General features: G+C 67.9%; 28 protein-coding genes and 1 pseudogene. 10 read left to right on the forward strand and 19 right to left on the reverse strand.

The features are described 5' to 3' along the window. The 8 genes and pseudogenes from B3K53_RS00005 to B3K53_RS00040 form a co-directional block, all read right to left on the reverse strand. Nucleotides 1-208, reverse strand: a pseudogene (locus B3K53_RS00005) (flagellin); the annotation flags it as partial. A gap of 110 nt (nucleotides 209-318) precedes the next feature. After that, a complete protein-coding gene (locus B3K53_RS00010) occupies nucleotides 319-1,128 on the reverse strand; it encodes a flagellin (protein WP_292081752.1) in 810 nt (269 codons plus the stop codon). Between the two features lie 109 nt (nucleotides 1,129-1,237). After that, the gene (locus B3K53_RS00015) at nucleotides 1,238-2,095 is read right to left on the reverse strand and encodes a flagellin (RefSeq protein WP_292081754.1); all 858 of its coding nucleotides are present in this window, start codon (nucleotides 2,093-2,095) and stop codon (nucleotides 1,238-1,240) included. Between the two features lie 234 nt (nucleotides 2,096-2,329). Next, nucleotides 2,330-2,608, reverse strand: a complete 279-nt coding sequence (locus B3K53_RS00020) for a hypothetical protein (protein ID WP_292081757.1) — start codon at nucleotides 2,606-2,608, stop codon at nucleotides 2,330-2,332. Next, nucleotides 2,541-3,296 (reverse strand): M15 family metallopeptidase, encoded by a 756-nt coding sequence (locus tag B3K53_RS00025; protein ID WP_292081759.1) that lies wholly within the window; start codon nucleotides 3,294-3,296, stop codon nucleotides 2,541-2,543. The genes B3K53_RS00020 and B3K53_RS00025 overlap by 68 nt, the downstream gene beginning before the upstream one ends. Further along, nucleotides 3,293-3,565: a hypothetical protein gene (locus B3K53_RS00030; RefSeq protein WP_292081761.1), complete on the reverse strand. Its 273-nt coding sequence runs from the start codon at nucleotides 3,563-3,565 to the stop codon at nucleotides 3,293-3,295. Before B3K53_RS00030 ends, B3K53_RS00025 begins: the two co-directional genes overlap by 4 nt. Next, nucleotides 3,562-3,717, reverse strand: coding sequence for a hypothetical protein (locus B3K53_RS00035; protein ID WP_292081763.1), 156 nt, complete (start codon nucleotides 3,715-3,717; stop codon nucleotides 3,562-3,564). Before B3K53_RS00035 ends, B3K53_RS00030 begins: the two co-directional genes overlap by 4 nt. A 5-nt stretch (nucleotides 3,718-3,722) precedes the next feature. Next, complete coding sequence (locus B3K53_RS00040) at nucleotides 3,723-5,222, reverse strand: DUF2793 domain-containing protein (RefSeq protein WP_292081765.1); 1,500 nt, start codon at nucleotides 5,220-5,222, stop codon at nucleotides 3,723-3,725. Between the two features lie 221 nt (nucleotides 5,223-5,443). Between B3K53_RS00040 and B3K53_RS00045 the strand changes: the two genes are divergently transcribed. Beyond that, on the forward strand, nucleotides 5,444-6,403 hold the full coding sequence (locus B3K53_RS00045; protein WP_292081767.1) for an endonuclease/exonuclease/phosphatase family protein: 960 nt from the start codon (nucleotides 5,444-5,446) through the stop codon (nucleotides 6,401-6,403). Here B3K53_RS00045 and B3K53_RS00050 read toward each other — a convergent pair. From B3K53_RS00050 to B3K53_RS00075, 6 genes are read right to left on the reverse strand one after another with little or no spacing between them, the layout of a single operon-like run. Continuing rightward, nucleotides 6,378-7,583: a CCA tRNA nucleotidyltransferase gene (locus B3K53_RS00050; RefSeq protein WP_292081769.1), complete on the reverse strand. Its 1,206-nt coding sequence runs from the start codon at nucleotides 7,581-7,583 to the stop codon at nucleotides 6,378-6,380. The genes B3K53_RS00045 and B3K53_RS00050 overlap by 26 nt on opposite strands. Further along, complete coding sequence (locus tag B3K53_RS00055; protein ID WP_292081771.1) at nucleotides 7,580-8,242, reverse strand: NUDIX hydrolase; 663 nt, start codon at nucleotides 8,240-8,242, stop codon at nucleotides 7,580-7,582. The genes B3K53_RS00050 and B3K53_RS00055 overlap by 4 nt, the downstream gene beginning before the upstream one ends. Next, a complete protein-coding gene (locus tag B3K53_RS00060) occupies nucleotides 8,239-8,790 on the reverse strand; it encodes a DUF1285 domain-containing protein (RefSeq protein WP_292081773.1) in 552 nt (183 codons plus the stop codon). Before B3K53_RS00060 ends, B3K53_RS00055 begins: the two co-directional genes overlap by 4 nt. Before the next feature lie 48 nt (nucleotides 8,791-8,838). After that, the gene (locus B3K53_RS00065; RefSeq protein WP_292081775.1) at nucleotides 8,839-9,348 is read right to left on the reverse strand and encodes a GNAT family N-acetyltransferase; all 510 of its coding nucleotides are present in this window, start codon (nucleotides 9,346-9,348) and stop codon (nucleotides 8,839-8,841) included. Between the two features lie 51 nt (nucleotides 9,349-9,399). After that, a complete protein-coding gene (locus tag B3K53_RS00070) occupies nucleotides 9,400-10,176 on the reverse strand; it encodes an enoyl-CoA hydratase (RefSeq protein ID WP_292081778.1) in 777 nt (258 codons plus the stop codon). After that, nucleotides 10,173-11,246 (reverse strand): MBL fold metallo-hydrolase, encoded by a 1,074-nt coding sequence (locus B3K53_RS00075; protein ID WP_292081780.1) that lies wholly within the window; start codon nucleotides 11,244-11,246, stop codon nucleotides 10,173-10,175. Before B3K53_RS00075 ends, B3K53_RS00070 begins: the two co-directional genes overlap by 4 nt. 131 nt (nucleotides 11,247-11,377) lie before the next feature. Here B3K53_RS00075 and B3K53_RS00080 point away from each other — a divergent pair, with 131 nt between their 5' ends. The 4 genes from B3K53_RS00080 (at nucleotide 11,378) to B3K53_RS00095 (ending at nucleotide 14,747) form a co-directional block, all read left to right on the forward strand. After that, nucleotides 11,378-12,340, forward strand: coding sequence for a hypothetical protein (locus B3K53_RS00080; RefSeq protein ID WP_292081782.1), 963 nt, complete (start codon nucleotides 11,378-11,380; stop codon nucleotides 12,338-12,340). Nucleotides 12,341-12,443: 103 nt separating this feature from the next. Next, nucleotides 12,444-13,229, forward strand: a complete 786-nt coding sequence (locus B3K53_RS00085) for an exodeoxyribonuclease III (RefSeq protein WP_292081784.1) — start codon at nucleotides 12,444-12,446, stop codon at nucleotides 13,227-13,229. Nucleotides 13,230-13,232: 3 nt separating this feature from the next. Further along, on the forward strand, nucleotides 13,233-13,748 hold the full coding sequence (locus tag B3K53_RS00090) for a hypothetical protein (RefSeq protein ID WP_292081786.1): 516 nt from the start codon (nucleotides 13,233-13,235) through the stop codon (nucleotides 13,746-13,748). 78 nt (nucleotides 13,749-13,826) lie between these two features. Continuing rightward, on the forward strand, nucleotides 13,827-14,747 hold the full coding sequence (locus B3K53_RS00095) for a cobalamin biosynthesis protein CbiG (RefSeq protein ID WP_292081788.1): 921 nt from the start codon (nucleotides 13,827-13,829) through the stop codon (nucleotides 14,745-14,747). 158 nt (nucleotides 14,748-14,905) lie between these two features. Here B3K53_RS00095 and B3K53_RS00100 read toward each other — a convergent pair whose 3' ends face one another. The 3 genes from B3K53_RS00100 to B3K53_RS00110 form a co-directional block, all read right to left on the reverse strand. Further along, nucleotides 14,906-15,211: a GIY-YIG nuclease family protein gene (locus B3K53_RS00100; protein ID WP_292081791.1), complete on the reverse strand. Its 306-nt coding sequence runs from the start codon at nucleotides 15,209-15,211 to the stop codon at nucleotides 14,906-14,908. Nucleotides 15,212-15,216: 5 nt separating this feature from the next. Then, entirely contained in the window at nucleotides 15,217-16,914 is a 1,698-nt protein-coding gene (recN, locus tag B3K53_RS00105; protein ID WP_292081792.1) for a DNA repair protein RecN, read from the reverse strand. An 87-nt stretch (nucleotides 16,915-17,001) separates the two neighbouring features. Next, nucleotides 17,002-17,817: an outer membrane protein assembly factor BamD gene (locus B3K53_RS00110; protein WP_292081965.1), complete on the reverse strand. Its 816-nt coding sequence runs from the start codon at nucleotides 17,815-17,817 to the stop codon at nucleotides 17,002-17,004. A gap of 241 nt (nucleotides 17,818-18,058) precedes the next feature. On the opposite strand from B3K53_RS00110, the gene B3K53_RS00115 reads away from it, so the two are divergent. From B3K53_RS00115 to pth, 4 genes are all read left to right on the forward strand, one after another. Continuing rightward, nucleotides 18,059-18,994: a ribose-phosphate pyrophosphokinase gene (locus tag B3K53_RS00115; RefSeq protein ID WP_292081794.1), complete on the forward strand. Its 936-nt coding sequence runs from the start codon at nucleotides 18,059-18,061 to the stop codon at nucleotides 18,992-18,994. Nucleotides 18,995-19,102: 108 nt separating this feature from the next. Then, a complete protein-coding gene (locus B3K53_RS00120) occupies nucleotides 19,103-20,137 on the forward strand; it encodes a hypothetical protein (protein ID WP_292081797.1) in 1,035 nt (344 codons plus the stop codon). A 145-nt stretch (nucleotides 20,138-20,282) separates the two neighbouring features. Next, nucleotides 20,283-20,891 carry a 50S ribosomal protein L25/general stress protein Ctc gene (locus tag B3K53_RS00125; protein WP_292081799.1) on the forward strand — a complete coding sequence of 203 codons (609 nt, stop codon included), beginning with the start codon at nucleotides 20,283-20,285 and terminating at the stop codon, nucleotides 20,889-20,891. An 87-nt stretch (nucleotides 20,892-20,978) separates the two neighbouring features. After that, nucleotides 20,979-21,584 carry an aminoacyl-tRNA hydrolase gene (gene pth / locus B3K53_RS00130; protein WP_292081800.1) on the forward strand — a complete coding sequence of 202 codons (606 nt, stop codon included), beginning with the start codon at nucleotides 20,979-20,981 and terminating at the stop codon, nucleotides 21,582-21,584. A 44-nt stretch (nucleotides 21,585-21,628) separates the two neighbouring features. Here the strand turns inward: pth and B3K53_RS00135 are convergent, their stop codons facing one another. Both B3K53_RS00135 and B3K53_RS00140 read right to left on the reverse strand, forming a co-directional pair. After that, on the reverse strand, nucleotides 21,629-23,257 hold the full coding sequence (locus tag B3K53_RS00135; RefSeq protein ID WP_292081802.1) for a DUF4139 domain-containing protein: 1,629 nt from the start codon (nucleotides 23,255-23,257) through the stop codon (nucleotides 21,629-21,631). Between the two features lie 4 nt (nucleotides 23,258-23,261). Next, a complete protein-coding gene (locus B3K53_RS00140; protein WP_292081804.1) occupies nucleotides 23,262-24,671 on the reverse strand; it encodes a DUF4139 domain-containing protein in 1,410 nt (469 codons plus the stop codon). Nucleotides 24,672-24,788: 117 nt separating this feature from the next. Between B3K53_RS00140 and B3K53_RS00145 the strand changes: the two genes are divergently transcribed. Beyond that, on the forward strand, nucleotides 24,789-25,175 hold the full coding sequence (locus tag B3K53_RS00145; RefSeq protein WP_292081807.1) for a hypothetical protein: 387 nt from the start codon (nucleotides 24,789-24,791) through the stop codon (nucleotides 25,173-25,175). The last annotated feature ends 63 nt before the right edge of the window (nucleotides 25,176-25,238 follow it).

Raw genomic sequence — 25,238 nt, forward strand, 5'->3', positions numbered from 1 at the left:
GCTGCATCGACTGCTTGACGGCATCCAGGGCGCCCATCTCGGCGCGCTGGTTGGTGGCGATGGCGAAGATGGCGCCGTTGTCCTTGGCGGACGACACCTTCTGGCCGGTGTTCACACGATTTTGCGTGACCGCAAGATCGCGGCTCGTGTTGTTGAGGTTTTGCAGAGCAATCAGAGCGCCCGCATTGGTATTGATGCTGTTGGCCATTTTGGCTTTCCTTTGTCTTTGACATTTTCAACGTCATTTTGACGTCGTGAGCGTTCTGCTCGGGGTAGTCTCCTTCATCAAAAACCGGCCCGCAGGCCCGCTTTCAATTCTTATCCGCGGAACAGGCCGAGCAGGACCGAGCTCGACTGGTTCGCGATGCCCAGCGCCTGGACGCCGAGTTGTTGTTTGGTCTGCAGCGCCGTCAGCTTGGCGCTTTCCTTGGCCAGATCCGCGTCGACCAGGTTGCCGATGCCGACTTCGATCGAGTCCTGAATCTTGCCGGTGAAGGTCAGCGAGCGTTCCAGCGACTTGGACTTGGTGCCCAGGGCGCCCAGCTCGGCCGTGAAGGCCTTCAGCGCCGTGTCCACAGCCGTGGCAGTGGCGCCGGCGCGGACGATCGCGCCGCCGGCCGTGGCGACGGCCGTGGCCGCGCCGGTGGCCTTCAGGACGAACTTGTCCGTTGCGCCGGTGCCCGTCTTGACCTCGACGTCCGCCGCGGCGGCCGAATACAGGTTGACGCCGTCGAAGGTGGCGCCCGCCAGGGCCTTGGTGATTTCATTGCCCAGGGCGTTGAAGTCAGCCAGATAGGCCGTCTCAGCCGCCGAACCGGCGACCGAGGATTCAATCGCCACCGCCAGGCTCTTCTGCTCTTCAAGCGCCTTGGTGATGGTTTCGCCGGCGGCCAGGGCCACGTCGACGATCGATTGGCCGCGCTGCATCGACTGCTTGACGGCGTCCAGGGCGCCCATCTCGGCGCGCTGGTTGGTGGCGATGGCGAAGATGGCGCCATTATCCTTTGCCGAAGAAACCTTCATGCCGGTGTTCACACGGTTCTGGGTGATCGACAGATCACGGCTCGTGTTGTTCAGGTTTTGCAGGGCAACGAGAGCGCCGGCGTTCGTGTTGATGCTGTTGGCCATACTGGTGGTCCTTACTTTTTATATGGACGACGCCGTTCTGGCGCCGCGAGCATTCTGCTCGGGGGAGTGCTTATCGAAAGGCGAGCCTCTTGAAACCCGCCCCCAATTCTTAACCGCGGAACAGGCCGAGCAGGATCGAGCTCGACTGGTTCGCGATGCCCAGCGCCTGGACGCCGAGTTGTTGTTTCGTCTGCAGCGCCGTCAGCTTGGCGCTTTCCTTGGCCAGATCGGCGTCGACCAGGTTGCCGATGCCGACCTCGACCGCGTCCTGGATCTTGTTGGTGAAGATCAGCGAACGCTCGAGCGACTTCGACTTGGTGCCCATGGCGCCCAGTTCGCTGGTGAATGAGGTGATCGAGCCAGTGACGACGGTCGTCAGGCCCTGCATGGCCGTGATGTCGGCGGCGCTGGGCGTCGTGTAGTTGGAAATGACCAGGGCGGCGGCGCTGGCCGGAGCCGTAGCGGTCGTGGCGGCCGCGCCGCCCTTCAGCACGAAGTTGTCGGTCGTACCCGTGCCGGTTTTGACGCTGATGGTGGCGCCGGCGGCCGTGGTGTCGGTCCACAGGTTCACGCCGTCGAAGGTGGCGCCAGCTAGGGCCTTGGTGATCTCGGCGCCCAGGGCGTTGTAGTCGGTGACGTAGGCCTTCAGGGCGTCGCCGGTGGCGTTCGAAATGGCGACCGCCAGGCTCTTCTGCTCTTCCAGAGCCTTGACCACGGTCTCGCCGGCGGCCAGGGCCACGTCGACGATCGACTGGCCGCGCTGCATGGAATTCTTGACGGCGTCCAAGGCGCCCATCTCGGCGCGCTGATTGGTGGCGATCGCGAAGATCGCGCCGTTGTCCTTGGCCGAGGAAACCTTCAGGCCTGTATTCACGCGGTTTTGCGTGACGTTGAGGTCACGGCTGGTCGCGTTGAGATTTTGCAGGGCGACAAGAGCCCCGGCATTCGTATTGATGCTGTTAGCCATTTTGGCTGTCCTTGTGTCTTCGACATGTCCGACGCCATTTTGGCTGCCGGGAGCTTTCTGCTCGGGAAGACACTCAGCAAGGACAGGGCCAGAAGCGACGACACCCCTTCGATTTTCAAGCTACTGATTTTTATGCGTTAGTTTTGGTAAACCACGTTTCCAGCCCGGCATATTTTGCCGCCTAACGACCATGATCGGCAGATTTTTCCGGGTCGCCCGGCAAAAAGCGCTGCATCAGCCGGGTTTGGGCCGTTTCTTCCAGCCCTTCCCCGCCCCGGCCCACCGGTCCTGCATCGTCCGCTCGGCCGTCAAGGTCTCTACCGCCAGCCGCCGCGCGCCGTCACAGGCGACGATCTGAGCTCCGCGCGTCAGGTAGGCCGCCTCCAGATCCGCCAGGCCGGGCGCTTCGGGCAGGGTCGCCAGGGCGCAGGGGCGCGTCGCCGCCTCAGGCAGGACCAGGCGCGGCGGCGCAACCGTCGAGATCGGGGGTGAGCCGGCACAGTTCGCGGTCATGAGCCCGCAGGCGATCAGACCGCACAGGGTCCAGCAGGTCGTTCGCATCCTCGGCGCTCCTCGCCTGGGTGACGGCCGCGACGGTCGCCCGTTCCACGGCCAAGGTTTGTCGGTGATAGATGTCGAGACGCGCCGTCTGCCCCGCCCTGCCCTCGGCCTCGAGGCGACGGGCCTCGGCATCCTTCGCGGCCTGGGTCGCGCGCGCCTCGACGACTTCAAGCCGCCGCTGCTGCAGGCTGAACGGATCCCATCTCAGCCCCAGCCCCCGACCGGTGATCGTCAACAGCACCACTGCCGCTCCTGCCAAGGCCAGCCAGCCCAATGGCGTCAGCGTCCGCATCAGGTCCCGCAGCCGGGTCCAGTCGCCGCCCCAGGTGAGCGGAATGCGCAGATCGCACGCCGCCGCCTTGAAGGCCTCGGCGATACGGCCATACAGCGGCCAATCCCAGCGCACCTGGCCGTCGACCAGGGCAGCCACGTCGATCGCGTGACCGGTCAGGTGGCGCGAGTTGATCGTGCGGCTGGCCCCCGCCCTGACAAGGGCCGCCTGACGGGCCGCATCGCGCAAGCCCTCCGTGACCATAAAGTCCACCTCGGTCCGGCGGATCGCTGCCTCGACAACAGCGATCAGATCTGGGTGAACACCCCGCATCCGCGCTCGCGAACGCTGCGACAGGCGAAAGCTCATGCCTTGCCTCCCGCCGCCAATCTCAGCCGCAGATTGGCCAGCATGGCCACCATCTGCTGGGCTGTCGGCGCCACGAGATAGAGGACCAGCATCAGGGCGATCAGCCCCATCAAGCCGTCCGCCACGCGCGGCAGGTCGGCGGGGGCCGTCCGCCCCACCGCACGCGCCAGCAACCACCACAGCGCTGCGCTGGCGATGAAGATATAGAGACGCCGCCACAGCCAGCGCCCTTCGGCCAGGCCCATCTCGTTTCCACCGGCCACCCTCATGCTTCATCCTCCGGGTCGCAGGGAGCGACGGGCCTGCGCCAGTCGCTGCCCAGTTGGTCAAAACAGTCATCGGGGGTCAGCCGCTCGGGCGCGGCCCAGACCTCTTCGTCCAGCAGGTCAGGTTCGAGGAGGCGGTCGAAATATCGGGTCATGGCGCTCATCCGATCGCCGTCAGCCAGATGACGCCCGCTGCGCCCGCGCCGCCTGTGCCGACCGTCGTCACCGCGCCGCCGCCCCCGCCGCCGCCGCCGCCGTACAGGCCCCCGGACGCGCCGGCGGACCCGGCCCCGAACAGTTCAACGGCCCCGCCGCCCCCGCCGCCGCCGCCGCCGGCCCACGACAAGCCAAGCAGAGGCGAAGACTGGCCCGCCAGGCCCGTCGTCGTCCGACCCAGCCCGCCCGCCGCGCGGACGTGCAAGATCGCGCCGTCGCCGCCCGATCCGCCGCTGGTTCCCGCATTCGAGGTGCTGACGCCGCCGCCGGCGCCGCCGCCTCCCGGCCCATCCGGCCGGGTCGACGCCACCCCCCCGCCTCCCGCCGCCGCGATCGACGAGTCGCCGCCCGCGTTTGAACGAACCAGGCCACCCCCGCCCGCACCACCAAAGCCAGATGTCGCGCTGCCGCCCGCACCGCCCTTGCCGCCTTCGCCTGTCAGAAGGGCGGTCCCGCCCAGGGACAGACTGCTGTTCGCCCCGACAGCGCCGTTTGCGCCTGCCGTTGCGCCTCCGGCCCCGCCGCTACCGACGATGGCGGCCAGCGCCCCGGTCAGAGCCTCAACCGGCCAGCGGGCAACCGAGACGCCGCCCGCCCCGCCACCGCCGCCGCCATAGCGCGCCGTGCCCAATGCGCCCGCCGCGCCAGCACCGCCGCCTCCCCCGCCGCCCACGCAGACCGCCTCGACCCACCGCGCCCAGACCGGAGGCGTCCAGGCCCCGGTAGCCGTCAGAACCGTCGTCTCGCAGCGGGCCGCGCCGCGCGCGAACGTCATCCGCCCGGTCGCGCGCTCCACCCAGAAGGCGTCGCGCCAGGTTCCACCATCAGCGCTGACCTTGAGCCTCAGGTCGTCGTCGCCGATCAGGCCCAGTTCGGCCCGGCCGCCCCAGCCGCTCTGGAACAGCAACGACAGAACGTCCGACGCCCCCTGCTTGTTGAGAGTGAAGCGCAGGTCGCCGTCGCCGCCGCTCTCGCTCTCCAGCGCCGTCCACAGCGTCTTGTTCAGGCGCGCCGCGAAGACGTTGGTCGCATCCGCCGCAGTGTTCACTCCCAGACGGGTCAGGTTCTGCAGGGCCGTCACTGGCTCGACTGCCCCGGACAGCGGCCCCCAGGTCCCGGCGCGACGCACCAGCACGTCGTCGCTGTCCAGCACCACGGCCAGCAGGCCGTCGGGCGCGTCGAGCGCCAGCCAGCCACCGGCTTCGGCGCGCATCAAGGCGCCCGCCGGACGTCCGACCCAGTCCGCGCCAGTCGCGCCGGGCGGCAGGATGTAGAGGGCGCCATCTGCTGGCGATGTCGGTTGCGCGGCGGTCGAGCGGCTGACCACCGCCGTCTGGGTCAGGGCGTCCAGACGCGTCAACGCCTCGTTCAGGGTCACGTGTTTCTGCAGTTGCCCTGCCGCCAGATAGGGTAGGCCCAGCCGCGCGCTGACGTCGTCGCTCATCGAAGATCTCCAAGGATTGGAGGATCAGTCTGCTGACGACCGTCGCTGCGGCGCGCTGAACACGTCGGGCGCCCCGCAAACCCGGAAATTAGAAGGCATTGGCGCGTCCGATTGCGCGCGCTGTCGCACCTGGGACTTACAGGAAAGCCCCTCGACACGACGCGTTCGGGTCGGATAGGCCAAGGGGGCGGTCCGCCGCGTCAGTCCGCGAGGAAGTCCGCTTGATCTCTCCTTTGAAGGCCGCGATCCACCTGGCAGCGCTGGGCCTGATGGCCGCGCCCGCCGCCGTCGCCATGTCCGCCCTGACGCGGATCGGGCACCGCTGGACAGACCTGCTGGCCCAGTTTCCCGCCCCGGCCCTTGCGGCGACGCTGGTTCTGACGCTGGCCTATGCCCTGCTGCGACTGCGACCCGGCATGATCGCGGGGCTGACGGTCACCGGCCTGCTGGTTCTCGCCGTCTGGCCCCAATGGTTTCCACGCGGCGCTGCCGTTCCGCGCGAGGGCGCGCCGACGTTGACGCTCTACTCCGCCAATCTCTGGGCGCCCAATACTGACGTCGTGGCGATCACCCGCTCCATCGCCGAGTCCGATGCTGACATCGTCGTCCTGGTCGAGTTGGGCGACGCGCCGGCGGCTCAGCTCGACCAGGTGCTGGCGCGCTATCCGCATCGCGTCCTGAACGCCCGCGTGGACCGGCCCAGCGGAGCCGCGCGGGCCGCGATCGCCTCACGCTATCCGCTGACCGCCATCGCTGACCGCCCCGACGGCCTGGTCTCCGTCGCCGCTATGGCACACACGCCGCTAGGCCCCGTCAACATCATCGGCGCCCACCTGACCCGTCCCTGGCCATTCCAGTATCAGTGGGGACAGATCAATCAGGCCACGGCCCTGGCCGCCATTCGTCGCGATATGAGCGGCCCTGTCATCGCAGCGGGCGATTTCAACAGCGTTTCCAGCGCCCGCATCGGCCGTCAGGTCCAGGCTGAAACCGGCCTGATCCCCGCCCCCGGCTGGCCCGGCACCTGGCCCTCCGCCCTGCCGGCGGGCGCCGCCATGACTATCGATCAGGTCTGGCGCTCGCCCGACCTCGCCCTGCTGGAGCGCAAACTGGGCCGCAAGAACGGCTCGGACCACCGTCCTGTCATAACCCGTTTCACGCTGGCGGCAGAAGCGCCCTGAGCCGGTCGTCGTGGCCATGATCAGGGAAGTCGTCCGCGATCCAGCCGGCCTCGAAGGCCTTCAGCACCCGCCCCGTCTCTGGCCCCGGCTTCAGACCCAGCCGCACAAGGTCCCGTCCGCCGACAGGCATGGTCGGCAGCGTCCAGTCTTTCGACAGCGCTAACAGACGCTGCGCCGCTTCCGGGTCGCCCCCTGCCGCCCAGGCCCGCATGACGCGGTCTTCGAACGCCTGTCGCCCGTCGATATAGATGACCGCGCGCGCCTGCGAATCCGTCAGGGTCGTCGTCGCCTGGCCAGCCACCGCCTCGACCAGACGGTGGCGTTGCGCGTTGGATAGCCGCAGCGCTCGGGCGACTTCCGCCACCCCCGCCGGATCGTCCGGCAACAGGGCCGACAGCCGCAGTACTGCGTCGCCGCTCAGCTCTGTCATCGCCTCGAACAGCGCCAGTTCGACAGGTTGACGTAACACACGTTCCAAGACGCTTGCTTGATCCATCAGCCGCACAGCCGGACGCGGATCAGGCGCCGCCAGCAACTTCAGCAGTTCCTTGGACACCCGCTCGGCCGACAACTGCTCGACGCCCTCGGCCAGAGCCGCGCAAGCCGCCACCGCCGCCGCATCCGGCGCGCCCCGGCCGTACCAGGCGTAGAAGCGATAAAATCGCAGGATACGCAGATAGTCCTCGCGGATCCGGCCCTCGGGTTCGCCGACGAAGACGATCCGCCCGGCCATCGCGTCGTCGTAGCCCTGCTCCGTAGGGTCCAGAATGACGCCGTTCGCATCGGCATAGAGGGCGTTCAGGCGGAAATCGCGCCGCCCTGCATCCTCGGCCCAGTCGGTCGTGAAGGCCACGGTGGCGCGCCGTCCGTCGGTCGAGACATCGCGGCGCAGGGTGGTGATCTCGAACGGCTGATGCTCCGAGATCGCGGTCACCGTGCCGTGCTCGATGCCGGTCGGGACCGAGCGCAGCCCCGCCGCCCTCAGCGCAACTGCCACCGCGTCGGGGGTCAGGGTCGTGGCGATGTCGATGTCGTCGATGGGCGCCCCGATCAGGGCGTTGCGCACGCAGCCGCCGACGAAGCGCGCGCAATCCGCCCCGCCCGCCGCCGTCAGCGCCGCCATGACCGCCCGCGTCGCCGGGGCCGTCAGCCAGTCCTGTCCTTGCAGTCGTCGGCTCACGCGGCGTCCTCGGCCGCAGCCGACAGGGGCTCCGCCTCGTCGCCGTACAGCCGTCCGAACAGGCCCTTCAGAATGCCCGCTGTCACGCCCCAGATATAGCGGTCCTCGAACGGCATGGCCCAGAACCAACGACGCGGCCCCTCCTCCGGGTCGTAGTAGTCCCGACGATGATTGACCGGGTCCATCAGGAAGTCCCATGGCGCCTCGAACACCTCGGCCACCTCAGCCGGTGAAGGCGTGACCAGCGGCGGTTTCGTCAGCCAGCCGACCACCGGCGTCACCAGAAACCCGGTGCCCGTCTCATAGGGATCGCCAAGCCCCAACAGCTCGACCACGCCGGGGTCCAGCGCCACCTCCTCGAAGGCTTCTCGCAGCGCCGCCTGCCCCGCCGTCTCGCCCGGGTCCAGCCGTCCACCGGGAAAGGCGATCTGGCCGGTGTGGCTGGCCAGGCTGTCCGAGCGCCGGGTCATCAGAACTGTCGGGCCGTCATCATGCATGATGATCGGCACCAGAACAGCGGCGGGCCGCAGTTCGCGCGGGGGTCGTTCCGCGCCGGGGTTCAGATCGTAATCGGACCGGATCGCGGTCCGTTCGGGCGTCCATGAGGTCACCGGGTCCAGCCGAGCCTCCAGCCGCTTCCTCAAGCTGTCGCAGCTCATTCCAGCCCTCCCAGAGCGAAGGCCTCTCCGCTGGATCGCACCACCAACTGCCCGTCGACCGCCTCGGCCCCTTCGACCAGCTCATAGAAAACCGGCCGCGCGATCCGCGCCCAGAGATCAGCCCGTACATGAACGCGCGGCGACGGCTCGCCGGTTTCAGCGTCGGTCTCGACCACGAGGGGATGATCCGCCCCTGCCTCGACCACGTCGCCGACATCGGTCGTGAAGCTCAACACGCCGTTCGCCGCCTGCACGGACACAGCCCGAAACGGCAGATCCTCGACCTTGATCTTCAGCTTTTCGGCGGGCGTGACCAGGTGATAGCCGTCCGGGTCCTTGCGCAGCACCGTCGAGAACAGTCGCACCAGTTCAGTCCGGCCGATGGGGGAGCCCTCGTGCAGCCAGACGCCATCGGCCCGGATCAGGATATCGATGTCGCCACAATGTTCGGGATGCCACAGATGCACCGGCGGCAGGCCGTGCCCCGGCGTCTGTCGCGCGGCTTCGGCGACGCCGGACAGGCCAGGCTTTGTCGCAGGGTTCGTCATATCCGAACTATGGGACGCGTCGCCCGGCAAAGGAAGGTCAGTCCGACCTCAGGCGACGGGACGCACCGCCCCGGCCGGCTCGACCTCGCTGATCGGCAGCCACATCACCCGGCGCTGATCCACCGGCCCAGCGAACACGGCCCGGGGCGCCGCGACAAAGCCGAAGCGCGAGAAATAGGGCGGATCGCCGACCAGCAGCACCCCGTCCAGCTTCATGGCCCTGGCCTCGACGATGCAGGCCTGCACCAGTTCGGCGCCCAGTCCGCCGCGGCGGCTGGAGGCGTCCACGGCGATGGGACCCAGAAACACCGAACGCGCCACGCCGACCGTGATCGACCACAGCCGCACCGAGCCGATCAGCCGTTCGCCCTCAAAGGCCGAAAAGCCCGCAGCCAGAGCCGCGACTTCCCGCAGCCGCTCCGCCGTCTTGGCGAACCGGCCTGGACCGAAGGCCGCCAGCACCAAGGCGTCGATGGCCGCAGCATCGCCCGTTCGTTCTCGCACGATGCGGACGGGGACTGCGGATTCGACGGACACGGGGGCGACGACGGCGTTCATGCGCGGCGCCTAGACCCCCAGCCCCCTCGAATCAATCGCGTTTGCGCGAATTCAGCCCGCTTTGGTGAAATCCGGCGCGCGTTTCTGGCTGAAGGCCATGAAGGCTTCCATCGCCTCGGGGCTGCGCATCTGCGAGCCAAAGGCCTGGGCTTCGCGCTGCATCAGGGACCACAGGGTCTCGGCGTCGCGCATCAGGGCCTTGGTCTTGCGGATCGAGTTGGGCGCTCGCGCCGCCAGCTTGCCAGCCAGTTCGCGCGCCGTGGCATCGACCTGATCGGCCGGAACCGCCCGATTGGCGATACCCCAGGCCAGGGCCGTCTTGCCGTCGATGGCCTCGCCCAAGGCGAACAGCTCGAACGCTCTTTGATGGCCGATGGTCGCCGGCAGCAGCAGAGACGACGCCGCCTCGGGGGCCAGGGCCAGATTGACGAAGGGAACAGAAAGCAGGGCGTCCTCGGCCACCACCACCATGTCACAATGGAGCAGCAAGGTCAGGCCGATGCCCACGGCGCGCCCGCGAACCGCCGCCACGGCGGGCTTGTCCAGATCCGCCAGGGCCTTGAGGAAACGGAACACGCCCATCTCGACCAGATCGCCGCTGCTCTGAGAGCCCAAGGCGATGAAGTCGGCGATGTCGTTGCCGGCTGAGAAGGAGTCGCCCTCGCTGCGGAACAGGACGACGCGCACGGCGTCGTCGGTCTTGGCGCCTTCGACGGCCTCGGCCAAGGCCGTGTACATGGCCTGGGTGATGGCGTTCTTCTTGTCTGCTCGGTCGAAGGCGACCGTCATGACGCCGCCGTCCCGTTCGAGTTTGATGTGCTCGCTCATTGTCCAGCCTCCGTCAGCATCCACCAATCGACGCCCGCTTCATCGCGGCTGCGCCGGGCCCGCCCCTCGCGGGCCAAATAGTTCAAGTGCGCGATCGCCTCGCCAGTCGCCATGCTCAGCACCTCGTCGCCCACCGGGCGTGCGAACAGGGCCGGAAACACATCCACGGCGCGCGAGGGCGTCCTCAGTGTTCGCTCCAGTCGTTTCAGCGCCACCTCATGACCCCGGATCAGGGCCTCCAGTCGCGTGGTGACGCCATAGAAGGGTTCGCCGTGCGACGGCAGGACGAACAGGTCGCCGGGCAACCGCGCCTTCAGCACCGCCAGAGACCGCAGCCATTCGCCGAGGGGATCGCTCTCCGGCTCGGTCGGCCAGACGGAGACGTTCGAGGAAATGCGCGGCAGGATCTGGTCGCCCGACAGAAGCACGCCGTCGCGCTCGCGCCACAGACAGACATGTTCGGGACAGTGCCCCTCCCCAATCACCACGCGCCATTCCTCGTCGCCGATGCGCACCACATCGCCTTCGCTGAGCCGAAGATAGGCCGAAGGCATGGCCGCCACCGCCTTGCCGAACCCGCCGTAGCCGGTGCGCCAGCGCGCGATCTGCTCGTCGTTCCAGCCGGCGGCGCGATAGAAGACCTCGCCCTCGTCAGGCGCGGGACGCCCCTCGTCGGCGATCAGCATCCGCGCCGTCACGTACTCCAACCGCGACATCAGCAGCGGTGCGTTAAACCGTTCACACAGCCAGCCTGCTAGGCCGATGTGGTCAGGGTGCATATGGGTGCAGATGACGCGCTTGACCGGCCTGTCGCCCAACGGCCCCGCAAACGCCGCCTCCCAGGCCTCGCGCGAGGCGGTGGTCTTCAGCCCCGTATCGACCAGGGTCCAGCCGTCGCCGTCGGCCAGGGCGTAGACGTTGATGTGGTTGAGCGTCATCGGCAGCGGCAAACGCAGCCACAGCACGCCGGGCGCGACCTCGACCGCGTGACCAGCCTCGGGCGGCGGCCCCGATGGATAGGTCAGGCCGCGCTCGGTACGCCCCTCTGATCCTGCGACACCGTCGGCCAAGTCCGTCTCCAAAAAAAACTGTTTTAGCCAACAGCTATTTCAACGTCCAGCGAGTTTCAGCCCCCCATCGCTATCTTGACCGCGAGGAATCCGGTCGCCAAGGCTAACGGAATTGGTTTGAGGAGAACCCCGTGTTGAACAAAACTCTGGCGGCGCTGGGCGGCGCGCTCACCCTGGCGGCTCTGGTCGCCTCACCTGCCAACGCGCAAGACGGCACCGGGACCGGCAACGGACCGGCCTCCTCACAGTCCGCGATCTCGGCTCCGTCCAGCCGCGTCACCCCGTCACGCATGGATCGCCAACGCCAGAATCGCGAGCAACGCAACCAGGCGCCCGCTCCAGTGGATCCGGCGGTCATCAAGGCCGAAGCTGAAGCGGTTCTCGCTTCTGCATCGGTCACGTGCCAGGTGACCGACTCGAAGTTGCTGGGGCAAACTGCTGAACAGACCAAAATTTACGAAACGGCCTGCTCCGGCGCGCCGGGCTATATTGTAGTCGCCTCCACGCCGCCCCAAGCCGTCGACTGCGTCATTCTCGACAGCCAAGCTCAAGCCGCTCGCGCGGCCAATCCTGAAGCCCCCACCGGGCCGACCTGCACCCTTCCGGGCAACCTGGACATTCAAGGCTTCCTGAAGGCCTATGCGACCCAGGCCAGCGTCCCCTGCACCGTCGATGAAGTCAAAGTGAGGGGCCAATCGGGCGACGGCGCCGTCATTTATGAAGTGGGCTGCGCCGGCGCTGACGGCTACTGGATCGAAAAGAGCGCTTCGGGCTGGGAAAAGACCGAATGCCTGCAAATCCTCAGCCAGAACTCGACCTGCCTGTTCACCACGCCCGCTGAACAGGCTGCGACGGTTAAGGCCTGGCTGCCCGGCACGGACGCCGCTGCCTGCGACGTGCAGCAGGTCCGTCTGATGGGTCAGAACGCAAACGGCCGTTTCATCGAAATGACCTGCGCCGGCGCTGACGGCTTCATCATTCGCCAGAACGCCGAGCGTGTCGTGCAACAGGTCTATCCCTGCGCCACGGCCCAGCAGATCGGCGGCGGCTGCAAGCTGACGACCACGCCTCCGGCCGCGACGCCGCAAGCCTAAGCGACGCCTGATCGTCAAACGAGGCGCCGCCGGAGCAATCCGGCGGCGTCTTTGTTTTTGGCGACCTCTTTTCGCCGAACGCGACGCGGCTTAGCCTTAGGCCATGCGCATCGCCACCTGGAACGTGAACTCGGTCAACGCCCGCCTGCCCACCGTGCTGGCCTGGCTGGAAGCCGCCAATCCCGACGTCGTCTGCTTCCAGGAAATCAAATGCGTGGACGAGAAATTCCCGCGCGAGGCCTTCGAGAGCCTGGGCTACAACGTCGAGACCCACGGTCAGAAGACCTATAACGGCGTCGCCATCCTGTCGAAATTCCCGCTGTCCGACATCCGACGCGGCCTGCCCGGCGACGACGCAGACGAACAGGCCCGCTATCTGGAGGCCCTGATCGAGGCCCCGGTTCCGGTGCGCGTGGCGTCCATCTATCTGCCGAACGGCAATCCCCTGGGCACCGAGAAGTTTCCGTACAAGCTGGCCTGGTTCCAACGCCTGCACGACCACGCCAAGGCCCTGCTGGCCTTCGAGGAGCCGCTTGCCCTGTGCGGCGACTACAACTGCATCCTGACGCCCGACGACGCGGCCAAGCCGGAGGACTGGGTCAACGACGCCCTGTTCCAGCCGGAAACGCGCGCGGCCCTGAACGCCATGAAGTGGCTGGGCCTTGCCGACGCCCACGACCTGGGCGGGGAGCCCAAGGGGACCTATACCTTCTGGGACTATCAGGCCGGCGCCTGGCAGAGGAACAACGGCATCCGCATCGACTACGCCCTCCTGTCGCCCCAGGCCACGGACAGGTTCCGGGGCGTCGAGACCCATCGCGAGGCCCGCGACATGGACAAGCCCAGCGACCACGTCCCCGTGGTGGTCGAGCTGGATATGGAGGCCTGACCCATGGGCGAGACGTTCAGGGTCATCCTGCTGATCGCCCTGACCGCCGCCTTCCTGACGACCGGCGCCCTGTTGCTGTCCTGGTGGATGGAGCCGGAACGGCGGCTGAAGCGGGCCCTGCTCAAGTCGCTGGGCGTTAAGGCCGACACCGAAGCCCTGTCGCCCGCCGAGGGCCGCGCCGCGGGTCTGGATTTCGACGGCGGACAGGTGGTGGTGCTGTGGAAGCGCGGTTCGCAGGGACTGGTCTATGCCTTCGATGAGGTCGAGGGCGGCGAGATCATCGTCGACGGCCACGTCGTGGCCCGTGCCCGGCGCGGCGCCCTGCGCAAGGACCTGGACGTGGTCGTGCCCGAGGCCGAGCAGGTGGTGCTGCGCCTGATGTTCGCCGACACCCGCAGCCCCGAGTTCGAACTGGCCTTGTGGAACGCCGACCTGCCGGCCTCGACCGGCTCGCCGACCGAGGCCCTGCGGCTGGGGCGGCGCTGGTTGTCGCATGTCGAAGCCCTGATGAAGCGCTGATCGCCCCCTTCCCGGCCTCGTCGCGGAAGGCTAGAACCCCCGCCTCTGCTGTTTACTGCGTTTCTTCAGGAGCCCGCCGTGGCCCGTCTCTTCGACGCCTACATCATCGCCGACTGGACCGCCGCCGAAGGCAAGAAGCTGGGCGAGCAGACCCTGTGGGTCGGCGTGGCCAAGCGCGACGTGCGTTTCCGCCTCTATACCGAGACCCACAACGTCGCCACGCGCGCCGAGGGCGAGAAGCTGATCGCCGACCTGCTGGCTGAACACCGCAAGCGCGGCGACCGCGTCCTGGTCGGCTTCGACTTCGACTTCGGCTTCCCCGCCGGCACGGCGGCGCGTCTGAAGCTGGACGGTCGCCCCTGGGACGTCATGGGCAAGTTCTTGGCCGCCAACATTGTCGACAAGGCCGACAACACGAACAACCGCTATCAGGTCGCGGCCAAGATGAACCGTCTGATGACGGACGAGGCCTGGCCCTTCTGGGGCTCGCCGGCCAGCCAGGCGCAACGCTGGCTGACCACGACCAAGCCGCCCGAAGGCGCCGGCGCCGACATCCCCGAGTTCCGCGCCACCGAACTGGCCGCGCGCAAGGACAAGCTGCCGCCCAAGAGCGTCTGGCAGATGCACGGCGCGGGCGCTGTCGGCGGCCTGACCCTGCTGGGCGTGCCCATGCTGCGCCGCCTGCTGGACAAGCTGGGCGCCTCGGCCGCCGTCTGGCCCTTCGGCACGGGCTGGCGCGAGCTGACCGAAGCCGACGTCGAGCCCCTGTCGGCCGTCGTGGTCGAGGTCTGGCCCGCCCTGTTCGACGCCAAGCGTCAGGTCAGCGCCGAGGGCGTCAAGGAATACAAGACCCAGGCCCAGGTCCGCACCGCCGCCGAAGCCTTCGCCCAAATGGACGACGCCGGCACGCTGCAGAAGGCGTTTGCGCCGCCGAAGAGCGCGGACGAAGCCCTGCTGGCCCAGGTCGAGAACGAAGAAGGCTGGATTCTGGGCGTCTAAGCATCCCCTTAATCCGCTCATCCCGGCGAAGGCCGGGATCCAGATTGTAAGGTGGTGCCGCCTATTCAGCTGGCGCAGTCCCGCCCTCTAGAATTCACCACTCCACCCTATGATCTGGATCCCGGCCTTCGCCGGGATGAGCGAGCTTGGGTTGGGCCCTACGTCACATAGTCCGCTAACATATCCCGCCAGGTCGGATTGCATTCTTCGATCAGGCGCAGCTTCCATGCGCGTCGCCATTCCTTGATAGCGCGCTCGCGCCGAAAAGCGCTTTCGCGGGTTTCGTGCCATTCGGCCCAGACCAGGGTCTTGCATCCGTGGTCGCGCGTGAAGCCGGGCATCAAACCGGACGCATGCTCATGCGCACGACGCCCCAGGTTTTCTGTGTGGCCCGTGTAGATGGCGCCGTTGCGATGATTGGCGACGATGTAGACCCAGAAACCTACCGTGCCGTCGTCGCGCATCGCCCTTATCCGATCAGCACCCGCGCCGCCGCCCGCGCCTCGTCGGTGATCTCGGCGCCCGACAGCATCCGGGCGATTTCTTCCTGGCGGGGATGGGATTCCAGCACATCGATGGAGGTGCGGGTGTGGCCGTCCACATCGGCCTTGCGGACCTTCCAGTGGGCGTGACCGCGCGAGGCGACTTGGGGGCTATGGGTCACGACCAGGACCTGGGCGCCCTTGGACAAACGTTGCAGGCGCCCGCCAACGGCCTCGGCCACGGCGCCGCCGACACCCTGATCCACCTCGTCGAAGATCATGACCGGCTGGCGCTGATCTTCGCGGCTGGCGAGCGCCGCCTTCATGGCGAGCGCGAAGCGCGCCAGTTCGCCGCCTGAGGCCACGGTGTCCAACGGGCCGAAGGGCGTGCCGGCGTTGGTGGCGACCTCGAAACGCACCGTCTCGACGCCCAGAGAGCCGCGCCGGCCTTCGATGGGCTCCAGCATCACGCGGAAACGGGCGCGATCCAGTTTGAGCGGACCCAACTCGGCCATGACGGCTGCGACCAGACGATCGCCCGCCGCCTCGCGCGCCGAGGTCAGCAGCATGGCGGCCACATCATAGGCCTCGATCGCCACGGCCACGTCACGACGGGCGTTGGTCAGGGCCTCGGCCCCGTCCTCGATCAGGCGCAGTTGCTCGCGCAGACGGACGCGCAGCGCCGGCAGGGCGTCGACCGTGGTGTTCAGCTTGCGGGCGGCGGCGCGCAGGCTGAACAGGCGCTCCTCGGCCTTGTCCAGACGGCCCGGCTCGAAGTCGAAGGCGTCGGCGGCGGCGTCGACGGCGGCGACGGCCTCGGTCGCCTCGACCAGCGCGCGGTCCACGGCCTCGGCCGCCAGGGCCAGCTTGACGATGATGGGGTTGTCGCCCTCAGCCCCGGCCTGAACGGCGCGCTGGCGGGCATGTTCGACGGCGCGCAGGGCCGAAGCCAGACGCTGGCTCAGCTTGTCCCCGCCTAGCAGGTTGCGGGCGTCGGCCAGGTCGGCGACAGCCTTTTCCGCCGCGCCCAGGATGGCGCGTTCGCCCGCCAGTTCGGTTTCCTCGTCAGCTTGCGGGTCCAGGGCGTCAAGGTCGGCGAGGTTGAGCGCGATCTCCTCCGCCTTGGCGGCGGCTTCAGCGGCGGAGGCTTCCAGTTGGTCCAAACGCCCCTGAGCGGCCTTCAGACGCTCGGCGGCGGCGGCCACGCCCGACAGCTGGGGCTGCAGGCCGCCATAATTGTCCAGCAGGGCGCGGTGGGTCTTCCAGTCCAGCAGGCCGACGGTTTCGTGCTGGCCATGCACCTCGACCAACAGGGCGCCGATCTCGCGCAGGGCGGTGACGCCCGCGGGCTGGTCGTTGACGTAGGCGCGGCTGCGGCCGTCGGCCGAGACGACGCGGCGCAGGATCAACTCCTCGCCCGGCGCGACCTCGAAGCCGCGCTCGGCCAGAAGGGCGATCAGGGCGGCGTCGTCGGGGGCGGTGAAGACGGCGGTGGCGACCGCCTGCTTGGCGCCCGCGCGCACCAGCCCCGCATCGCTGCGCGCGCCGAGCGCCAGGCCCAGAGCGTCGAGAATGATGGATTTGCCGGCGCCGGTCTCGCCGGTCAGCACGGTCAGCCCCTCGCCGACCTCCAGGTCGAGGGCGTCGATGAGAACGACGTCACGGATCGAGAGTGTGGTCAGCATGGGCCAGCTTGATTCGACTTTACAGCCCACTGTAGCCGGAAGCAGAAAGGGAACGCAGCGTCTTTCCGCATGCGTCCCCCTAAAGCATCAGGCCCCGCCGGGGATGATCCGCTGCAGCCAGCTTTCGCGCTTGGCCTCGGGCTGAACGTCCGGGCGCTGGCCACGTTCGGTCAGCAGGGCGTAGGCCTCTGCGTACCAGGGGCTGCCCGGATAGTTGTGACCCAGGACGGCGGCGTTGCGGGTAGCCTCTTCGTTCAGGCCCAGGGCGAGGTTGACCTCCACCAGACGGTACAGGGCTTCCGGTGTGTGCGAGCTGCGCTGGAAGGCTTCGCTATTGATGACCGTCTTGTAGCGGTTGATCGCGGCCAGCGGCTGGTTGGCCCGCTGATAGAAGCGACCCACGGTCATCTCCTTGCCGGCCAGCTGGTCGTTGACCATGTCGATCTTGACGCGGGCGTCGGTGGCGTAGGGCGTGTTGGGATAGCGGCGCGCGACGTCGCGCAAGCCAGCCAGTGCGGCCTCGGCGTAGGCCTGGTCCCGGCCCACGTCGACGATCTGCTCGAAGTTGCAGATGGCGCGCATGTAGAAGGCGTAGGCCGCAGACGGGTTGCCCGGGAACAGGGCGATGAAACGATCAGCCGCCGCCATGGCGTCCTGATAGTTGTTGTTCTGATAATAGGCGTAGACCTGCATCAGGATCGCCCGACGCGACCATTCCGAATAGGGGTGCTGACGCTCCACTTCCTGGAAATAGTCCACGGCGTCGGTCCAGCGCTTGGACTGCAGTCGCTGATAGCCGGTGTTGTAGAGCGCCTCGACGGGGCGCTCCTCATAGGCCAGTCGCTGGCGCGGCTTGGTCCCGGAACAGGCGGAAACCGTCAGGGCGGCGACGGCGACCGTCATCAGGGTCAGGCCGGTACGGGACTTCGAAGCGGGCAAGGGCGACCTCTTAAGATGCCTTGGTCACGGCACACCCCCGGTGCGCCGCAGTCGTTACGGCGATCTCTATAGCAGCGACGGCGACCATGCCAATGCAGCGAAATCCGTCATGACGGGTTGATGCGAGGCGATCCGCTGCTAAAGAGCGCGTCCAGAAACGACTGCGCTCATTGGCGCAGCGATGACGGCAAAAGGATGACCGGTCATGAAGCTGCTCTCTGGCAATTCGAACCGGACTCTGTCCCAGGCCATCGGGTCCCACCTCGACATGCCCCTGACCAAGGCCCAGGTGAAGCGATTCGCCGATAATGAGGTTTTCGCCGTCATCGAGGAGAACGTCCGCGGCGAAGACGTCTTCGTCATCCAGTCGACCTCCTATCCGGCCAACGACAACCTGATGGAGCTGCTGATCATGACCGACGCCCTGGTGCGGGCGTCGGCGCGGCGGATCACGGCGGTCATGCCCTACTTCGGCTACGCCCGTCAGGACCGGAAGACCGGCGGCCGCACGCCGATCTCGGCCAAGCTGGTGGCCAACCTGATCACCCGCGCCGGCGCTGATCGCGTCCTGACCATGGATCTGCACGCCGGCCAGATTCAGGGCTTCTTCGACATTCCGACCGACAACCTGGTGGCCACGCCCGTGCTGGCCCAAGACATCAAGGATCACTATCCGCGCGGCGATGATCTGATGATCGTCTCGCCGGACGTCGGCGGCGTGGTGCGCGCCCGCTCGCTGGCCAAGCGACTGGACGCGGACCTAGCCATCGTCGACAAGCGCCGTCCCAAGGCAGGCGAGAGCGAGGTCATGAACATCATCGGCGACGTCGAAGGCCGCCGCTGCATCCTGTTCGACGACATCGTCGATTCGGGCGGCACCCTGGTGAACGCCGCCCAGGCCCTGATCGATCGCGGCGCCACCGAGGTCTCTGCCTACATCAGCCACGGCGTCCTCTCGGGTCCGGCGGTGCAGCGCGTCACCAACGGCCCGCTCAAGGAATTGGTGATCACCGATTCCATCGAACAGCCTGACGAAGTTTTGAAGTGCGGGAAGATCCGCACGGTTTCCGTGGCCCCTCTGATCGGCGAAGCTATCCGCCGTATCGCCAATGAGGAATCGGTCTCGAAGCTGTTCGATTAACCTTCGAATAACCATTCCCTCAGCGATATAAGACGCATCAGTTTCTGGAGCGCGCCTACCTTGGCCTCAAGGGGCGCGCCCCGCGTTTGATTTGAGGGAAGTTCGCCGATGACCCAGGCCTTCTTGCGCCGCGGCCTGTCCGTCGCCGCCATCGCCGCCGCCGCCCTTCTGGCCAGTTGCTCGACGCCCGAACCGGAAGCGCCGCCGCCGCCGCCGGTGGTCGCCCCCCTGCCCGCGGTAAGCCTGAACCAGGGCGTGGCCCAGGCAGCCTCGGTCTATGTCGCCTACGTGCGCGAAGTCGGCACCATACAGGCGGGATTCGCCGACGCTGAGTCCATTCAGGCGGCGATCCGCAAAGGCGCCGCCTCCGAGCCAGGCCAGCTGTCGCGCGGCATGATCGCCTACGGCTCGATCCTCGCGCTGCAATCGCCCGAATATGTCGCCGGCGTACGCCAGTTCGCCTCGACGCCTGCCCTGCGGCAGGAAATGATCTCGCGCATCGTCGCCGACCCGGCCTACGCCGCCACCCTGCCCGGCGCCGACGCCGCCGCAGGCCTGATCACCTCGACGCTCGGCAAGGACATCGCCGCTCTGACGGCGATCGCCGAAGCGGTTGAAGGCGACGCCTATACGATTCAGGAACGTCGCGACCCGCGGCGCCGCTGGGCGGTGCAGCCCGTGGCGGACCGCAGCGGCCGACTGGAAGGCGCCAAGGCCCTGGCGGTGGCGCGCCTGCCCTCGGCAGAGGAAAGCGCCCGCCTGTTCGCCGCCGCCAACAGCGGCTCGGGGCTGAACCTGACGCCGGCGCAGCGCGGCGCGCCGTTCACGCCTGCAGTGGTCAACTCCCTGGCGATCGCCGCCCTGGCCGCTCTGGGAGCCGCCGGCGAAGACGCGCAAGCCAACACGAACGCCCTGTCGACCGAATCGAACAACGAGTTCTGCCTCAGCATGTCGAAGCTGATGCTGTACCAGTGCCTCGCCGCATCGCGCCCCAGCTATGAGGACATGTTCTGCACAGGTCGCCATATCCTGCGCGATCTGGCGACCTGCACGGCCCAGTATACCGGGCCCGCGCCCGCTCAAACCACCCCAACCGTCACTATCGCCGAGTCCAATCCCATGCCGGGAAGCGGCATGAAGTGACGACAAGGCGGGCTGAAACGACCGGGGCGGTTGCGTCCTCCCCATGTTCCGTGTAATAGCCCGCCCTCTTGAATTCGAGGGTTCATGACCCCGCTGCGCGGGCCCCGGTTGGCGCGGCGTTACTGTTGTTGTTGAGGCGAGCCCGATGGCCGAGATCATTCTGAACGTTGACGTCCGTGAAGGCGTTGGTACCGGCAACGCACGTGCAGTGCGTCGCGCGGGCGCTGTCCCTGGCATCCTGTACGGCGGCGACAAGGCCCCCGTCGCCATCTCGGTGAACGAGAAGGACTTCCGCAAGTCGCTCTACACCGGCAAGCTGCTGGGCCACCTGGTGACCCTGAAGTACGGCGAAGAGACCCAGCCGGTCATCGCCAAGACCGTCGACTTCGACCCGGTGTCGGACCGTCCGATGCACTTCGACCTGATGCGCGTCGACGCCAAGGCTCCGATCAAGATCGAAATCAACGTTCACTTCAAGAACGCTGACGAAGCGCCCTACACCCGCGCCGGCGGCATGCTGGAAGTCGTCCGTCACTCGGTCGAGATCCTGGTCGCCGCCGACCAGATCCCGGAAGAGCTGGTTGTCGACCTGAAGGGTCGCGAAATCGGCGAAACCATCCGCATGTCGGACATCGCCCTGCCGAAGGGCGCCTCGGCCACCATCACCGACCGCGACTTCGTGATCGCCACGATCAAGAACTCGGCTGCCTCGCAGTCGGACGCCGGTGACACCACCGCTGAAGCCGAAGCCTGATAGGCTTCTTCTTCGGAAGATTTCAGCCCCGCCCGGTTCGCCGGAGCGGGGCTTTTCTTTGCCCGAAGCACAGGGCATGAGGGCGGCATGATCATCATCGCAGGGCTCGGCAATCCGGGCGCCAAGTACGAAAAGAACCGCCACAACATCGGCTTCATGGCCGTGGACGAGATCGCCAGCCGCTGGCGTTTCGGCCCCGAGCGGGCCAAGTTCCAGTCCATCGTCAGCGAGGGCGAGGTCGAGGGGACCAATGTCCTGCTGATGAAGCCCCAGACCTATATGAACGAGAGCGGCCGGGCGGTCGGCGAGGCGGCGCGCTTCTACAAGATCAAGCCCAGCGAAATCATCATCTTCCACGACGAGATCGACCTGGCCCCCGGTCGTTTCCGCATGAAGACCGGCGGCGGCGCGGCGGGTCAGAACGGCGTGCGCAGCCTGATCAGCCACCTGGGCGCCGACTTCCGCCGCGCCCGCATGGGCATCGGCCACCCCGGCGAGCCGCAACTGGTCCACGCTCACGTCCTTGGCGACTTCCACAAGGCCGACAAGCCCTGGCTGGACGCCATGCTGCAGGCCTGCGCCGACGCCCTGCCCTTTGCGGTGAACGGCGAAGACGAACGCTATCAGGGCGAGGTCATGCGCCTGGCCCCGGCGCCCAAGTTCAGCCCCAGGCAGGCGGCGCGGGGGGAATAGCGCAAGCCTCTCCCTCCCCACGAAGGGAAGGGAGAATCACAGCCTCAGTCCGTCGTCGTCCAGGTCGCCTTAAGGGTCGCCGCGCCGTTGGCGGGCACGGTCATCGTCCAGACCGGATAGCCGGTGTCGTCGATGCGGCTGCGGATCGACTGGCTGAGAATGCGGAAGCCCCGCCGTCCCGCCGCCTGAGGCGACAGATCAACGGTCACGGCCTCGCTGCGCGCATTGGTGACGGTGATCTCCATATCCGCGCGGCGCGTGCGGATCCCCTTGTCCCGGGTCGAACTGGACGACCCACGCCGCGTCGCGACCCGCACGTCAGGCGACTGGCCGAACGTCAGACGCACCGGCAGGCCCACGCCCTTGTCCTCGAATCGGTCTTCGCCCGCCAGCAGGGCGCCGCCCACGCCGTCGGGCTGCATCACCGCCACCGTGCCGCCGGGCAGGGCCAGGCCCAGGCCCGTGCGCGCCTCGTTGCGAAGCCGCAGCTGGATCTCGGCCGGCTCAGCCTCGGCGCTATCATTGTCATCAACCCAGGCGCGATAGACGCGGTCATAGGCCACGCCCTCGCGCTCTATGAACCGCACCTGCTTGGTCTGGCGCGCGGCCACCGTGGTCGGCTCCGGCAGGGTGTAGATCTTGTAGTCGCCCAGTTCGCCCTGACGAACGACCCGGCTGCCGGTGACGACGATCTCGTCCACAGCGCTCTCGACCGCCATCCGCATCATGGGAGCGGCCATGGGCGGCGGAGGCGGGGGCGACGGCGGCGGAGGCCCGCCATAGTTTGCGAACTCTCCCGAACCGAAGGTCGTCGTCCCCTGTGGCCAGCAGCCGGTCTGCGGATAGCGGATCACCGGCTCAACCGGCACGGTGCCGTCGTCCTTCCTCAGCGTGCCGGCCACCACCTGAACCGGAGCGTCAGGGAAGCCGGTGCCGCCGAAGTTGGCCAGGGTCACCCACCCCGTCAGGTCCAGCGTCCGCCCGTCGGGGTTCAGCCGCGCCACATAGTCGGCCGACCACTGCAGCCCCGTGGCCAGATAGGCCAGGGTGACGGTGTGGCGGCCGGCCTGCTCGGCGCGGGTGCGGACGGACAGCACCGGCTGGTCGCCCAGACCTTCCGGCACGCGGTCGAAGATGACGCGCTCGGTCTGACCCGAGCAGTCCAGGGCCTCGAACCGGCCGTCGATCTCCAGCACGGTCCCTTGGGCGCCCGCGCGGATGACGGCGGCCTTCTCGACCTGTTCGCCGGTCGCGGGATTGGTGCGGACGACGCGCACGACCTCGCCTACCGACTTCTCCATCAGGCTGGCGGGCGACAGAAGGTCGAAGTCGGCGTTGCGCTCGACCACATGGGCAGGCAGGCCCTCCAGCACCGCGCTCTGCGGCACCACCCCGGTGGCCAGACCTCGAAAGCGGATGATCCCCTCGCCCGCCGGCAGGTCGACGGTGCGCGTCTCGACGATCAGGGCCAGACCCTGCTGGTCCAACAGGTTCCAGGACTGACGCGACTGGGCCATCAGTTCGACGGTGTTCACGGGGCGGTCGCGGTAGATGACCACCGTCGCTCCGTCCGGGCGCGCGGAGACGCTTTCCGTCTGGGCCATGGAGACGGGAGCCCAGACCGCAGGGCCGAGCAGCGTCAGGGCCGTGGTGATCGCCAGCAGGCGGCGCATGGGATCAGCCGCCGGTCGTGATGGTCGCGGTCAGCTTGGTCTCGCCGTTGGCGGGCACGGGCACGCGCCAGACCACGGTTTGGGCGTCGCGCAGGTCGCCGTCGATGCTCTGCTCGCTCAGTTCCGTGTCCCGGCCCAGACCCCGCTGGCGCACCTCGACCGTCACCGGCTGCGAGCGGGCGTTACGGACGGTGTATTCCATCGCGTAGCGGGTGCGCCAACGATAGTAGGACGACTTGGACGCGGCGGCGCTGGAAACCACGCGCGGCTGCACCGTGACGTCAAAGGCCTCGCCGGTCGTGATGACGATCTCTGATCCGGCGGGGGCGTGATCGACCTGATCCTCGCCGATGAAGCGCGGCTCGCCCGCCTCGTCCTTCACATAGACGCGCATGACGCCCGCCGGCAGGGCGCGCGCCGCCGCTCCCGAGGCGTTGCTGAAGATGACGCCCACTTCGGCCGCGCTGGGCTCCTCGGCGGTCTGGAAGCCGTTGGCCACATAGAGGTAGCGCTTGCTGGCCGGGACGCCGACCGCGTCCAGCAGACCGACCTGCTTGGTCTGGCTGTTGGCGACAGTGACGGCTTCCGGCAGCGGATAGACATAGACGTCGGCCAGGGCGCCCTGCCCGCCCGTCTGCGTGCCGTTCCCCCGCACGGCGCCCGCACGCACCTGGCGTGGATTATAGCCGCCCTGGTTGACCAGATTAATGTCGCCGGCCACCACCCGCGTCTGGGCGTTGGAGAAGGTCGCGCCCGAGTTGTTGGTGATGGTGACCCAGCCGGTCAGGTCCAGCTTGCCCGCCTTCTCGTCGAAGCGGGCGACATAGTCGGCCTTCCACGCCAGGCCGGTGGTCAGATAGCTGAGCGTCGTCTCGCGGCGACCGGCGCCCTCGGCGTCCAAAGTGACGCTGAGCGTCGGGCGCGGGCGCAGATTTTCCGGCACCCGGTCGAAGATGACCCGCGTCGGCACCCCGTCGTCGCGCAGCACCTCAATGCGGTTGCCGATCTGCAGAACCACGCCCTGATTCGCCGCCAGGACGCGGGCGCGCTCGGTCGTCTGTGCGCCCGAGCCGGGATTGGTGCGGACGATGCCGATGTCGCCGCCGACGGCGCTTTCCATCAGCTTGCCCGGCGTCAGCAGGTCATAGTCGAAGTTCTGCTCCACCACCGACAGGCCCCGTCCCGACAGGCCGACCGTCTCGGGCCGGATGCTGGCCGACACGCCCGGAAACTCCTGACGCGACCGCCCGGCGGGCACGTTGAGGTTCCGCACGTCCTCAACCAAAGCGATGTTCTGGTTATAGACGGTCAGGGAGACACGGTCGGGACCGCCCGGCCCCTCCTCTACCTGCTGAGCGGCTGCGGGCGCGGCCAGCAGCATGGCGACGGCGAAGGGTCCGAGTGCGCGGATCATGGGTTCCCCCTGAGCTTGTCCGGCGACCACGCTGGCACGGAGAAACAGCCATTGTCGAGGGTGCGCGGCGTCCGGTCGCTATAGCTTCACATTGCGGGAAGGTTTAAGCCCAGGCTCGTGACCCGGTCCCAGAGTGAAAACTGGTCGATTGCGCGTTCGCTGGCCTTCCTGGCCGCGACGTTCGCCATCGTGATCGGAACCCTGATGCCGTTCGCGGCTCTGGCGGCGTCGACTCCGGGCCAGCCCATCGTCATCTGCTCGGCCGAAGGGCCTCAGACGATCCTCGCGGGCGGGGTGGACGGCCCCATCAACAAGCATGTCGGGGCCAAGTGCGCGGCCTGCGTCATGCCCCTGCTGGCCGCCTTGCCCGAACCGCCAGCGCCGGCGCCCGCCCCGACCGTCCGCATGGTCGAGCCGGTCGCCTATGCGCCCTTCCGCGTCAGCCCCCCGCCGCCGGCCCGCGCCCCGCCGCGTCCGCCGTCCACCGCGCCTCCCCACGCCTGAAAACCAGAACCTCTGCCGCCTCGCGCGCGTCCCATGACGACGCCCGCGACCGCACCTCTGTTT

The organism is Brevundimonas sp. UBA7506, assembly GCF_002479495.1.
Lineage (GTDB): Bacteria > Pseudomonadota > Alphaproteobacteria > Caulobacterales > Caulobacteraceae > Brevundimonas.